This is a genomic window from Melghiribacillus thermohalophilus, assembly GCF_004342905.1.
GTDB lineage: Bacteria > Bacillota > Bacilli > Bacillales > Alkalibacillaceae > Melghiribacillus > Melghiribacillus thermohalophilus.
In genome coordinates, this window is sequence record NZ_SMAN01000018.1 from 26448 (window position 1) to 38800 (window position 12353).

14 protein-coding genes are annotated in these 12353 nt (G+C 42.4%); 6 read left to right on the forward strand and 8 right to left on the reverse strand.

The genetic code is table 11. The features are described 5' to 3' along the window. Nucleotides 1-18: 18 nt before the first annotated feature. The 5 genes from EDD68_RS11590 to EDD68_RS11610 all read right to left on the reverse strand — a co-directional run bounded on the left by EDD68_RS11590 (nt 19) and on the right by EDD68_RS11610 (nt 5103). Nucleotides 19-984 (reverse strand): nuclease-related domain-containing protein, encoded by a 966-nt coding sequence (locus EDD68_RS11590; protein ID WP_132372453.1) that lies wholly within the window; start codon nt 982-984, stop codon nt 19-21. A 399-nt stretch (nt 985-1383) separates the two neighbouring features. Continuing rightward, nucleotides 1384-2610 (reverse strand): MFS transporter, encoded by a 1227-nt coding sequence (locus tag EDD68_RS11595; protein WP_132372454.1) that lies wholly within the window; start codon nt 2608-2610, stop codon nt 1384-1386. Nucleotides 2611-2640: 30 nt separating this feature from the next. Next, nucleotides 2641-3372, reverse strand: coding sequence for an MBL fold metallo-hydrolase (locus EDD68_RS11600; RefSeq protein ID WP_132372455.1), 732 nt, complete (start codon nt 3370-3372; stop codon nt 2641-2643). A gap of 23 nt (nt 3373-3395) precedes the next feature. After that, on the reverse strand, nt 3396-4055 hold the full coding sequence (locus EDD68_RS11605; protein ID WP_132372456.1) for an ArsR/SmtB family transcription factor: 660 nt from the start codon (nt 4053-4055) through the stop codon (nt 3396-3398). A 166-nt stretch (nt 4056-4221) separates the two neighbouring features. Then, a complete protein-coding gene (locus tag EDD68_RS11610) occupies nt 4222-5103 on the reverse strand; it encodes a manganese catalase (RefSeq protein ID WP_132372457.1) in 882 nt (293 codons plus the stop codon). 622 nt (nt 5104-5725) lie between these two features. Here EDD68_RS11610 and EDD68_RS15300 point away from each other — a divergent pair. The 4 genes from EDD68_RS15300 (at nt 5726) to EDD68_RS11625 (ending at nt 8275) form a co-directional block, all read left to right on the forward strand. Continuing rightward, nucleotides 5726-5893, forward strand: a complete 168-nt coding sequence (locus tag EDD68_RS15300) for a hypothetical protein (RefSeq protein WP_165902163.1) — start codon at nt 5726-5728, stop codon at nt 5891-5893. Between the two features lie 479 nt (nt 5894-6372). Next, nucleotides 6373-6759 carry a DUF488 domain-containing protein gene (locus EDD68_RS11615; RefSeq protein ID WP_132372458.1) on the forward strand — a complete coding sequence of 129 codons (387 nt, stop codon included), beginning with the start codon at nt 6373-6375 and terminating at the stop codon, nt 6757-6759. A gap of 57 nt (nt 6760-6816) precedes the next feature. Continuing rightward, nucleotides 6817-7278, forward strand: coding sequence for a DinB family protein (locus EDD68_RS11620; protein WP_132372459.1), 462 nt, complete (start codon nt 6817-6819; stop codon nt 7276-7278). 139 nt (nt 7279-7417) lie between these two features. Further along, nucleotides 7418-8275, forward strand: coding sequence for an AraC family transcriptional regulator (locus EDD68_RS11625; RefSeq protein ID WP_132372460.1), 858 nt, complete (start codon nt 7418-7420; stop codon nt 8273-8275). A gap of 19 nt (nt 8276-8294) precedes the next feature. On the opposite strand, the gene EDD68_RS11630 is transcribed toward EDD68_RS11625, so the two are convergent. The 3 genes from EDD68_RS11630 to EDD68_RS11640 are packed head-to-tail and all read right to left on the reverse strand — an operon-like array spanning nt 8295 to nt 10753. Next, nucleotides 8295-9503, reverse strand: coding sequence for an MFS transporter (locus EDD68_RS11630; RefSeq protein WP_132372461.1), 1209 nt, complete (start codon nt 9501-9503; stop codon nt 8295-8297). A 56-nt stretch (nt 9504-9559) separates the two neighbouring features. Continuing rightward, nucleotides 9560-10090, reverse strand: a complete 531-nt coding sequence (locus EDD68_RS11635) for an MFS transporter (RefSeq protein ID WP_165902164.1) — start codon at nt 10088-10090, stop codon at nt 9560-9562. Between the two features lie 6 nt (nt 10091-10096). Continuing rightward, on the reverse strand, nt 10097-10753 hold the full coding sequence (locus EDD68_RS11640) for an MFS transporter (RefSeq protein ID WP_279388262.1): 657 nt from the start codon (nt 10751-10753) through the stop codon (nt 10097-10099). A gap of 142 nt (nt 10754-10895) precedes the next feature. On the opposite strand from EDD68_RS11640, the gene EDD68_RS11645 reads away from it, so the two are divergent. Together EDD68_RS11645 and EDD68_RS11650 are read left to right on the forward strand one after the other, a co-directional pair. After that, nucleotides 10896-11756 carry a LysR family transcriptional regulator gene (locus EDD68_RS11645; protein ID WP_165902165.1) on the forward strand — a complete coding sequence of 287 codons (861 nt, stop codon included), beginning with the start codon at nt 10896-10898 and terminating at the stop codon, nt 11754-11756. A gap of 39 nt (nt 11757-11795) precedes the next feature. Then, nucleotides 11796-12320 carry a DinB family protein gene (locus EDD68_RS11650; protein WP_132372465.1) on the forward strand — a complete coding sequence of 175 codons (525 nt, stop codon included), beginning with the start codon at nt 11796-11798 and terminating at the stop codon, nt 12318-12320. The last annotated feature ends 33 nt before the right edge of the window (nt 12321-12353 follow it).

Genomic DNA, 12353 nt, shown 5'->3' on the forward strand with positions numbered 1-12353 from the left:
CTAACGCGAAAAATATGTTCAATCATCTAATTTAATTAAATATTTCCTTCCTCTATTATTTCCCCTTTTTTCACATCCTGCACTTATAACTAAATGTTTTGCTGTATCCATGGATGATACACCAAGAAATTTTCTTGCTTCATAGTTTGTTATAACCGGACCATAAATCCAACCATATTCCTGTAGTGCAGGGATATGAGCAAGCTTATCTTTATGAAAACATTTTTGACAGTGCCAATTTCTTTTCTTCCAGGTCATAATCCCAACTCTGCAATTGGTACACCAGACACCATTCTGTATTCTTGATGGATGAATGTTATATTCTTCAATTACTTTTTGATTATTAGGAGTATGTGCTTTAATTAAATGCTGCCCCAGAGCGATAAGTTCTTGATGAGATAAGAAACGTTGATTATGCTGCTTTTGAAGAAGTGGGATTCGCTCCATTAATTTCTGTGCAAGAATGAAGTCGGGTTCATGACCATTCAGTTTGAGGATGACGTTAGGATTTGAAAAAACAATGAGGCTGTGTATAGAGGGGATCTGTTGAAGGCCAAGTTTTTTGAGGAATATTAGCAGTTGTTGTTTTTGAATCAGCGTTTGCATTTTCGGATCATCAAAGCGTTTGATGCCACCCTGAGAGGTTTCTTGAGTGAGTAAACCTGTTTGACTATCGTAAGTTACAATACCAGTAAAATTTTTCACTTCAATCACCAGGAAAAATTCAGGAAAAAGGATGAGGGTGTCCATCTGAAAACAGGAATGATGATGATTAGGCAAGCGCAATCCATGTAGTATAGGAAAGGAGTCAAGGCCGAGCTGCTGATAATAATAATCAAGAGATAACTCTCCTTGATATCCGGATTGCTTACGTAACAGCAAATCCTTTAGCTTTGGGTAGAGAGGATCGTTAGAGCTTAAGCGAGGAATAAGAGCTTCTAATTGATGTAAAATAGGGGGTTTTTTATGGGGTAGTACAATCAATTTTCAAAACTCCTTTATTCAATTTGTATATATTATAGTGTATTTTGCTTGTTATGGAAAGTATCTGAGACCGAACAACTGTTTTTTGTATCGGGAAAGTTAGGACTAATAGAGAGTAATCAAATTTCTAGTCCGAAGAATCAGGTTTTATGCAGGTGAAAAAGTTCACGTATGAAGAGTTAGGTTTCAGCGTGAGAAATTAGAGTTCACGCGCGGGAAATCAGGGCTCGCGCGGGCGATATCATGACTCACGCACGAAATATTAGGGCTTGCGCTCGAAATATCATGACTCAGGCACGAAGAATCAGGGTTCACGCACGCGAAATCATGACTCACGCACGAGTAACTAAAAAGGGGATCTCATGCTTGAGATACCCCCTGTAACAACGATATAAGAGATTACTCCTCCAGTGTTTCCTTCATCCTGACAGCAGCACTGATTCCAGCCAGAAGCGGCAGAAAACCGACGAGGCCAATAGCCCAGCTCACCCCCAATAGATCAGCCAGAATCCCGGCAATGATAGCCCCAAAGGCATAACCGCTGTCCCGCCAGGAGCGATAGACCCCAAGGGACGAGGCTCTCCATTCAGGTTTGGCAACGTCACTAATCGCTGCCTGAAGAGTTGGATATACCATGGCGGTACCGATTCCGAGGATAACGGCTCCCATGATCCAGGAAATATAGGTTTCGGAGAATAGAATCCACCAGATGCCGGCTGCCTGGGTCCACATCCCAAACACGATCATCCATTTACGTCCAACCCGGTCGCTTAATCCTCCAGTGAAAAGCTGGAACACACCCCATGCAGCCGGGTAAATGGCCACAACGACTCCAATTTGATCAACCGGTAATTGAGAGGCAGCGAGAAAAATCGGGAGCAGTCCCCAGATCATCCCGTCTTTCAAGTTTGTTGTCAGTCCTGAAACCGTTGCACTCGAAAGGTTTTTGTCTCTCCATGTGGTTTGAACAAATATTTTTTTCATGGATATAGCAGGGGCTGGTTTAGCCTGCTGTGCCTGGGCTTTTAGATGTTTTCCAGTATCTCTGGCAAAAAAGGATAACAGAAGTCCAACTGCAGCAATTCCTATTCCAAGATAAAAGGGTTCTGGACGGAGAGCATAAGTATAGGCTACATGTCCAGAAATCATGGCCATGAGCCCAACCCCTACGTATCCCGCAAATTCATTTAATCCAACGGCAAGCCCCCGCTGGGTGGACTTTGCCAGGTCCACTTTCATATTTACGGTCATAGACCAGGTGAGAGCCTGATTAATTCCTAATAAAACATTAGCAAACACAATCATCCACCAGTTCGGTGCAAAAATAACGATGACAGGTACAAACAATCCAATTGCCCATCCGAGTACCAGTACCTGTTTTCGCCCAATGTGATCGGCAATGTTTCCTGCAAAAAAATTCATAATGGCTTTGGAAAAACCGAAACTGACAATAAAGGAGAGGGCGGCACTAGCTGAAGCGAGTCCAAATTGCTCCTCTCCGATGATCGGCAGCACCGTCCGCTCCAGTCCAACCATAGAACCTACGAATAGATTGATGAATACTAGTAGCGAAAATTGTATGATGTTCTCTTTGATTCCGATCTTGACTTGGTTTTCAGCAGACATAGTTAACCACTCCTAAAAGTCACTAACTGCTTATAACTTTCCCTGATTCTTTTTTCTTATTTCTTTAAAGTTATCTGGTCTTGGAGGAACGTCTTTTGTCATGTAGTCAATAAATTCCTCTTTGTTTCCAATTTGAAGAGCATGGTTGAACCGTTTTTCAAAGCCAATAGTAGAGGATGGTTTTCCGCTTAATTTTCGTCCGCAAACCGAACCTGAAAATGCTCCAGGGTATACTTCAATGTGATCCTCTAGTGATGTAAGTTTTTTTAAACTTTCGAACAAGTCTTTGGCACCTTCTTCTATAGAAGAAGCCAGCTCTGTTCGTCCGGCATCCCCAACCATTAAGGTGTGTCCAGTTAAAACAAACCACGGTTGATCTCCTCTTGTTGTATCTGTCACCACAACAGAAATGTGTTCTGGTGTATGTCCGGGAGTATGAAGAAAAGTCAGCTTGGTATTCCCGGCCATTAATTCATCCCCGTCTTGAACAGGTGTAAAGTCATAGCTGGTATCAGCAGATTGGTGGAGTATATACTGTGCTCCAGTTTTTTCAACCAGTTTTTTAGCACCAGAAACATGATCAGCATGAAGATGAGTATCGATCACATAAACAATATTCATCCCCAGTTTTTTGGCTTCTTCAATATAGATGTCAACCTCATCTTCTAATGGATCAACCACAACTCCCTGTGACAAACTTCCGCAGCCCAACAGATAAGATGCGGCTATAGGATTGGTGAGTAAATATTGACGAAATAACATAAAAATCTCCTCCTTTAAAATGATTAATGAAATTCATCCTTTTGATGCATCTTCCATTCATGAACACCAGCATCCAGCCGGTAAGCGTTATAGCCTTCTGACTTTAGGAGTTCGACCGCCTCGGTTGCATAGACACAGTAAGGACCGCGGCAGTAGGCGATGATTTGTTTGTCTTTTGGAATTTTTGATAATAAATCATGGAGCTCATCAATTGGGATGGAAACAGAACCTTCGATGTGTCCGGCTTCATATTCTTCTTTAGGACGGACATCGAGAAGCACATAATCATCTTGATCCACCCGATTCAAAAGTTCCGGCAGTTCAATGGATTCCAGATGATCCGGGCGTTCAATAAATGCTTCCCTAAGCATATTCACTTCCGGCAGCTGATGTTCCGCCAGTCCTCTAATGGCAAAGAGCAGATCCACCACTTCTTGACTGGCAAGCTGATAAATGACGTAATTTTTTTCTTTGCGGAATCGGACGAGCCGGGCTTCCAGCAGAGCCTGCAGATGCTTCGACGTATTGGCAACGCTCATTTCAGTCTCCTTTGCGAGTCTTTCCACGGTTTTTGGAGACTGGGAAAGGAGGTCCAGAAGTTCGATGCGTTTCGGGCTGGATAGTACTTTTCCGATCCGGGAAAAATGATGGTAAACGTTGTCCTTAAATTCCCTTGATTTCATTACAAACATCTCCTCTTAATTCAACTATTCAACTAATTAGTTGAATTATATAACATATGATCGCTTAAAATCAATGAAAATGACTGGGTCGGTCCATGAAGCAGATAGGTTTGTCCCTTATTAAAAAAAGCACATCCCCATCTAATCGGGAATGTGCTTCATCTCATCACTGTACAGGCTGATTGCTGTAGGATGGTTCCAGTTTTCCTGTACCCTGAATTTTTCTAAGTTCTTCCGGCGGTGTACCGTGAATATAAGCGGGTGCTGGCTGGAGCTCAGGTTTTTGCCCCATGGCCTCAGGCTTCTGAATATATTCAAAATTACCCTGTCCATCAAAGGTTGGTCCGCTTGCCCAGCGGCCTTCACGGCTTTCTTCTCCCTCTGAGAAGTTCATAAAGGAATAGGATACTTCCTGTTTTTCGTATTCCTGGTTGAAGGTGCTCGGAACAATGGCTCCCTGAGTTTGTTCAAGCTCTTCAATGGCTGCCATCCACTGGTTCTGGTGCATCGTGTCACGAGCAATTAAAAAGGAAAGCATATCTCTTACACCAGGGTCAGTGGTCATTTCATACAGACGGGTAACTTGCAGGCGCCCCTGGGATTCCGCATTGAGATTAGCGCGGAAATCCGCAAGCAAGTTTCCGCTGGCAATGGTATAACGAGCAGTCCACGGGAATCCGACACTGTCATTGGGCTGTGCCCCCAATCCGTTTACAATGGCATGCTGGGGGTTCATTCCTCCAAGCACAGCTTCTACTGCGGGGTCCTGAGCAGCTTGCTCCTGATCATGTGCCGGTGCCCCGTCTAAGAGCTGAGCAATCATGGTTGCAATCATTTCCACATGGGCAATTTCTTCGGTGGCAATGTCTAGAATCATATCCCGATATTTATTGTCAGCCCGACAGTTCCATCCCTGGAAAAGGTACTGCATCATCACGGACATCTCACCATATTGTCCGCCTAAAATCTCCTGTAGTTTCTTTGCATATACCGGATCCGGCTGACTCGGTTTTGCATCATATTGCAATTCCTTTACATGATAAAACATTCATTTACCTCCCCTGGTCATGGATTTCATGACTCATCCTTAGTATGAATTCTGTCGACTGAATACATTCGGCCCAAAATAAACCTTCAATGGTGAAGAAATTATCCCGGACAAGATTTTATCAGGATTCTGATTACTTGAGCGCGGATCTCTACCTCCTTGCATCGTAATCTGATTTTTTATGCGCGAGTCCTGATTTTACATGCGCGAGCTCTGATTCTTCGTGTGTGAACCCTGATTACGTGCGCGTCAGTCCTGATCTTCGCGCTTGATCTCTGATTCTTCGTGCATGAACCCTGGTATTTCGTGCACGAGTCCTGATATCTGATGAGCGAGCCCTGATTTCGCGCGCGTGAGCCCTGAATTCTGGCATGTGAACCCTGATTTTGCACCCGTGAACTCTGATATTTCGAGGCTGAGCCCTGATTTCTGACATGCGAGCCCTGATATTTCGAGGCTGAGCCCTGATTTCTGACAAGCAATTTCTGATTTCTTCAAGGTGAAACCTGATTCTTTACGTGCGAACCCCGAAGAACACGCCGCTTTTTAGGATAAATCTGTTATGCATGTCATTGCCCCTTCATCACAACCTAATAAAAAATCGATGAAGGAGCTTAATCTCATGCCGCAAAAAGATAAAAATCAGTACCAAATGGATATAAACAACATGAATAAAGGGAAAGTCAACGTCGGTTATGAAGCGACAACGGGAAACGACACGCCGGATCAGTTTCAAAATCATGAAGATGTTTCCACAAAGCAGACACGGGGAAAGGGAAATAAAGATTAATAAAGTCTTTCTGCGAGCTTGTTAGTTGTAGTTCAATTTTTCACATCGCCAATTAAAATTAGCTTCTATATTGTGCGCATTCTGTAACTGGAATGCGCATGTCTCTATGCTGTTAAAAAAAGATCCGGATAGTTTAAAATTTTTTGTTGCTATTGTTATAATCGGTTAATGGATGAGAAGATGGGAAGTCGGGCATAACAAAATCGACGGAAAGCAGACTTATTTTATCTACTGCCTTCATGAATTCCGGCAACATGGCAGCATTACATTCAGCGCCAACGTTGAAAATGATTGAATATTTTTAGGCTTTAATTTCTGCAACATATATCCTTCATCAAAAATTAAACATACAGGGAAAACAACGTTATTGGCTAATGTAAATGCAGGTTCGGAAAATTAAAAGGGCAATGCTGGATCAATCATAAATGCCGTTTCCCATTTTTTATCCGTTCCAATGTTCGAAAAGGAGAGGGAGAAACATGGCCTCCAATATCCAGATCAAGCGGGTCTACGAAAAGTCTTCTGTTAATGACGGCAAAAGGGTTTTGATTGATCGCTTATGGCCAAGGGGTATGTCAAAAGAAAAGGCTAGAATTGATGTGTGGCTGAAGGATGTAGCTCCAACTCCTAAATTGAGAAAGTGGTTTGATCATCGTCCGGAACGATTTGAAACGTTTGCTGCTGAATATAAAAAAGAACTGAAGACATGTAAAGTCCAAATAGAGGCTCTGGAAAAATTGCTAAGGTGGTCCGAATCCGGGCGTTTAACCCTTTTGTATGCTGCGAAGGATCCGATTCATAATCATGCCGTTGTGCTGCTCGAAACACTTCAAGAGGTCAAGGGAAATCATACAGGAATTGAATAGTCGGCTGTAGAAATACATACATATGAATGGGGAGTGAAGTATAAGGGGGGTGATCCTATGAAGGCCATTGAAGTTTTTCTCCACGTCAATGACCTGCGCAACCGTTTTTTCCCGGCATACAAGAAATTGACAGAAGAACAGCTGGAATGGAAGACAGAAGGATATAAAAACAATATTTCTTTTTTACTGCGTCACACAGCTCAGGCAGAAGACTGGTTCCTCAGAGGTGTCATCCAGCAGGAAAAGATGATGCCCAGACGAAAAAGGGAACTGGATACCAGAGACAAGCTTTTTGACTATTTAGAGTGGACAAGGGAAAATACCCTATCCTTTCTGGAGAGCCAGGATATTTCGATTCTTCAGGAAACCCGGCAACTTCCAGAAGGTTACCGTGGAGAACCGATCGAGAATCCAACCATTGGCTGGATCCTGCACCGTGTCTTTCAACATGAAGTGTATCATTTAGGTCAGGTAAACCTCATGATGAGATTGCAGGGGATTGAACCTCCAAATATGTAAAATCACATGCGCCGACTGGCGTCTTTTTTTTTTTTTGAAAAAAATAAAACTTTTGCAAATGGAGCAATAATAATCAAAAAATAAATAGAGCTTTATGAAAAAATAGTTTTACATAGTTGGAACGATTGAGGTGAATCTTTTGAGTTATTTAAACGAAATTCAAAAAGCAGTAGACTATATTGAGAATAATCTGAGAAGCGATTTGACGATTGCCGAAGTTGCCCATCAGGTCAATTTCTCTGTGCATCATTTCCATCGTATTTTCAAAACTTTTGTCGGCGAGTCACTGGGAGATTATATCAGACGCCGCCGCTTAACAAACGCGGCTCAGCTGCTGAGGGACAACAACTATCGGATTATTGACATAGCTTCCGAATATGGATTCAGTTCACAAGAATCCTTTACACGGGCTTTTCAAAAAATGTTCGGGGTCACACCCGGGCAATATCGGAGGAAAAATGAGAGGCTGTTATTAAAAGAGAAACCCCGGCTGACCAGCTCCATCTTAAAACATTTAGAGGGTGGATCATTCATGAAACCGAGAATAGTGGAAAAGCCATCCTTTACAGTTGTAGGTTTGAAGTGCACGTCAACGCTGAAAGAAAATCATATTCCTGAATTGTGGAATGAATTTATCCCCAGAATCAGGGAAATCCAAAATCAGGCCAATCAAAATGTCACCATAGGGCTTTGTGAATTTTGCATGAATCCATATGATGATGAATTTACTTATATGGCTTGTACACCGGTCACCAATGTGAAAGAGGTGCCGGATGGCATGGAAGTCAAAACGGTTTCGGCTCAAAAATATGTGGTGGTTACCCATAAAGGAAGTGTAGAAACCCTGGGTGATGCCTATGATTATATTTATGCGATTTGGCTTCCGAAATCCGGCTATGAGTTGGCGGAAGCAGATGATTTTGAATGGTATGATGAACGTTTTCTCGGGCCAGACCATGAGGAGTCCGAGGTTGATATTTATGTTCCCATACAATAATCCGGAAGATTATGTAAAACTATATGGCTGTTTCGGCAAACCATGCATTTCTTCTAAGAAAGATCATTGAGTACATGAATACACAGATCAGAGGAATCAATAGAATCATATATCCTGCATTAGCCCCATGGGATTCACTGACGAATCCGAGAATTGGACTGGCGATGACCACAGATCCCTGGTTCATAACCATACGATAGCTGGCCATTCTCCCATGATATAAAGGTTCCGTGAGCATTTGCTGAATGGATTGGGTGCTGACCCGTAACAGTGTAGTGCCAATACCAATAAGAAAAATGCCCAGAAAAGATAGATGGACGGAATGGCTGAACGATAACAAAGAAACTCCAGCTATCATGGTCAGGTTAGCGTAAACAGTTATCCAGTACTTCAGTTTTCTGAGCGCCCATGAAGCGGCAACACCGGCCGCTATAGCCCCGGTTGACAGCGTGCCTTCCAGCAGCCCGAAAATATGACTGGATTCTCCCAGGTAAGAGCTTGTATAAACTGGGAGAAGTCCAGTATTGGAATGAAGAACCAGCTGACCGACAAAGCCGATGATCATCATTCCTGCAATAGTCGTATGATTCAACAGATAGCCGAAACCATTCTTCAGTTCGCTGAGCATCGATTGGTGAGGTATTGGCTGCATCTCATGTTGATCTCCTGCTGATTTTAATAAGGATAAACAGAGCAACGCGAGCAGACTGATGAAAAAGATAAACCCCATCATCCATGCATCCCCCAGTACAACCAGAAGAAAGCCGGCTATACTGACTCCGGCAATCCACCCTAACTCACTTAAACTGGAAGAAAGTCCGATCATTTTGGCATATTGATCCCTGGAAAACAGCTGCGTCAAATAGGCCTGAAGAGCCGGTCTGTTCATGGAATTCATCAGCTGGATAACGGCATGAAATAATAAAATCATCCAGACTTCCATGACATTTGTGAGGATGGTCATTGTAAAAACCAAAAATACAAGACTGGACACACTAAAACCTGCCAAAGCTATTTTCCATCGATTGAACCGGTCAACAAATACCCCAAAAAAGAGGTTGAACAGAAGACCTGGCAAAAAACCGACCCCGATCAGCATTCCTGAATAAAAGGCATTTCCTGAAATCTCATATAAAACCCAGGCAACGACGATGGTGTACATCGAAGTAGCAATAGAAGAAACGAGTATCATAACAATATATAACAACGATCGAGAGAGCTTGAACATGCCGGCTTCCTCCTAAACAGGTTTTGGGCAGAGATGACTGAAGCATGGGCTTTTTCCTAAAGGGCTAACTGCTTCTGAAACATTTTTGTCAGAAAGATGATTACTAAAGTGATGAGAAGCAGGGCAGCGAAGATGAGATAAATAAAATGAACACCAAAATTGGCAGCGAATAAGCCGGTTAACAATGAGGATGTGACTTTAACTGCTGATGCAAGGATCGTTCTGACGCCTATAACTCTTCCAATCATCTCATGGGATGAACGTAATTGAATATATGTGTGCGAGACGATTAAATGCCCCGTTACAAAGACCCCAAACAGAAATAGCATCAGAACGGCAATGGCCGCATTATGATTGATGGAAATGACAATGGATGTGCCCATCATTCCCGCAACGGTACTAATGAACACGCCTTTTGGCTGCTTTTTTAAAATGATCCCCAGTATTAGACCAGCTGCTATCCCCCCTGCGGTAAAAGTGATATCAAGGATTGCATAAAAACTTCCCTCTCCTCCTAGTTGGTAAGCCAGTGCAGGTAAGACGGTGATGGTGAGTTGTAGGCCAAAGCTTCCTAAGACGGATATCAACAGCAATCATTTGAGATCAGGCTTAGATTTAATATATTGGATACCTTCCGCAATCATGGAGCGATAAGTATGATGGTTGATCGTTTTTTCAGGATTCGCAACCAATGATATATAACGGAACAGTAGGCCTGTCAGCACAAATGATATACCATTCAGTCCGATGGTAATGCTTACAGGTAAAATTGTAATCAAGTATCCAGCTAGCCCTGTTCCCAGAATATACCCGACTTGTTCGAGAGAATTGGAAAGTGCCATGATTGATGGGATTTCTTTTCTGTAAAAGCTGTGCTTAATAAAACGCTGTGAAGCTGGTTTATAAATCGTATAAAGAATTGCCATGATCCATTGAAATAGATACAGTAGATAAAGACTGCTGACTTCAAACCAGATGACAAGTGCCAGGATCAAAACGGCAATCCCTCGAAAGAAGTTGACGATGATCGTTAGTCGTTTAGGGTGGATCAGGTCGGAAAGAGCACCTGCAAATGGTGACAGCCCCATAGATGGCAGATAATAAATAGCAATCATGATCCCAATGGATAAAGGGCTGCCTGTAAGGGTGTAAATATACCAGTACAAAGCGATTTGCTGCATCCCATCTCCCATATTCGATATCAATTGAGCGTTCGTATACAAAATTTTTCGCATGATTATCCTCTCCAAAGGATGAAGGAAAAGGGAAGGCTGGATGCTTTCTCCGTTTCCAGGCTTTTTTATTCACTGAAAAGTATATATAATGTTTAGTGATAAGGAAAATACTTATTTTTTATCAAAAATGATAAGTAAAATCAATAGGAGAGTTATGATGAAAATAGAAGATTATCAATTGCTGGTGGCTTTGAATCAAATTGGAACGGTCAGGGGAGCAGCAAGGGAGTTGTTGATTTCCCAGCCTGCCCTCAGTCAGCGTTTGAAACAGATTGAGGAACAATGGGGAAAGCAGATATTTGTCAGATCACATAAAAAATTGCTGCTCACACCTGCTGGGGAAGAAATTGTCCGTTTTGCTGAGAAAATCATAAAGGAAGAAGTAAAAGTAAAAGAGAAAGTGGATGCTATGTCAGATCGAGTGGCAGGCACTCTATCCCTGGGTGTGTCATCCGTGATCGGACAGTATGTGCTTCCGACAATTCTGGAAAGCTTCATAGACACTTATCCTGATGTCAAAGTGGAACTTCAGACGGGTTTAAGTGAAATGTTCAGAACCTCTTATGAACATTATCACCTTTGTATTGTCAGGGGCGAAAAAATACCGAATTTAAATGGTTATGAACTGTTTTCGGATAAGCTGTATCTGGTAGAAAAGAAGAAGGAGGGATCCATCCATGGTGAAAAACCGTTGATTGAGTTTCAAAGTGATCCCACCTTTTACTCTACTGTCAATGAATGGTTTATAAACAATAGCAGAAACTCTTCTTTTTCCAGGAAAATCAAAGTGGACCAGATCGAAACCTGTAAACAATTGATGTCAAAGGGGCTTGGGATGGCTGTCCTTCCTGAAATAGCTATTAGAGATTTGAAACGGGAAGAGTATCATTTCATTCCTCTCACGATAAATAAAGAGCAGGTAAGCAGAAAAACATGGGTATGTTTTACAGAAGATGCCCGAAAACTCCCGCAGGTTCAAGCCTTTCTGAATATATTAGAAAGACAGAAGAACCTTTAGTATATAATAAAAGTATAAAAATTTGGAAGGAGCAGTGACATGAACTTTAAACTGGAAGAAGCTATAGAAGTGCTGGAGCGGACACCGAAATCGCTGGAATATTTTTTGTCCGGTTTATCTGAAGGGTGGCTGACCTGCAATGAGGGTGAAGGAACATGGAATGCAACAGAAGTGGTCGAACATCTGATTGAGGGGGAAAAACATAATTGGATTCCGAGAATTGAGACGATCCTGACGGAAGGTGAAAATAAGCCTTTCCCTGAATTCGACCGTTTCAGTCACCTGAAACAGGAGTCAGCAGCGACTATTGAAGAAAAGCTAAAAGAATTTAGAGCTCTGAGAAAAGAGAACTTATCCAGGCTTAAACCATTCATCACATCTGAATCAACCCTGGAATTAACAGGAACCCATCCGGCTTTTGGGACTGTGAAGCTGAGAGAATTGATTTCCACCTGGGCGGTTCATGATTTAACCCATATTTCACAAATTGTGAGGGTAATGGCCCATAGATATCGCGAAGATGTCGGCCCCTGGAAAGAATATCTGGGGATATTAAAAGAGTAATAGGGCCTGTCTTATGAGAATTCGATCTTTCTC

What these genes read in the sequence shown, in the direction of transcription:
- EDD68_RS11595 (WP_132372454.1), bottom strand. Translation starts at nt 2,610, where the DNA reads ATGTCTGCTGAAAACCAAGTCAAGATCGGAATCAAAGAGAACATCATA.
- EDD68_RS11600 (WP_132372455.1), bottom strand. Translation starts at nt 3,372, where the DNA reads ATGTTATTTCGTCAATATTTACTCACCAATCCTATAGCCGCATCTTAT.
- EDD68_RS11605 (WP_132372456.1), bottom strand. Translation starts at nt 4,055, where the DNA reads ATGAAATCAAGGGAATTTAAGGACAACGTTTACCATCATTTTTCCCGG.
- EDD68_RS11610 (WP_132372457.1), bottom strand. Translation starts at nt 5,103, where the DNA reads ATGTTTTATCATGTAAAGGAATTGCAATATGATGCAAAACCGAGTCAG.
- EDD68_RS15300 (WP_165902163.1), top strand. Translation starts at nt 5,726, where the DNA reads ATGCCGCAAAAAGATAAAAATCAGTACCAAATGGATATAAACAACATG.
- EDD68_RS11615 (WP_132372458.1), top strand. Translation starts at nt 6,373, where the DNA reads ATGGCCTCCAATATCCAGATCAAGCGGGTCTACGAAAAGTCTTCTGTT.
- EDD68_RS11620 (WP_132372459.1), top strand. Translation starts at nt 6,817, where the DNA reads ATGAAGGCCATTGAAGTTTTTCTCCACGTCAATGACCTGCGCAACCGT.
- EDD68_RS11630 (WP_132372461.1), bottom strand. Translation starts at nt 9,503, where the DNA reads ATGTTCAAGCTCTCTCGATCGTTGTTATATATTGTTATGATACTCGTT.
- EDD68_RS11645 (WP_165902165.1), top strand. Translation starts at nt 10,896, where the DNA reads ATGAAAATAGAAGATTATCAATTGCTGGTGGCTTTGAATCAAATTGGA.
- EDD68_RS11650 (WP_132372465.1), top strand. Translation starts at nt 11,796, where the DNA reads ATGAACTTTAAACTGGAAGAAGCTATAGAAGTGCTGGAGCGGACACCG.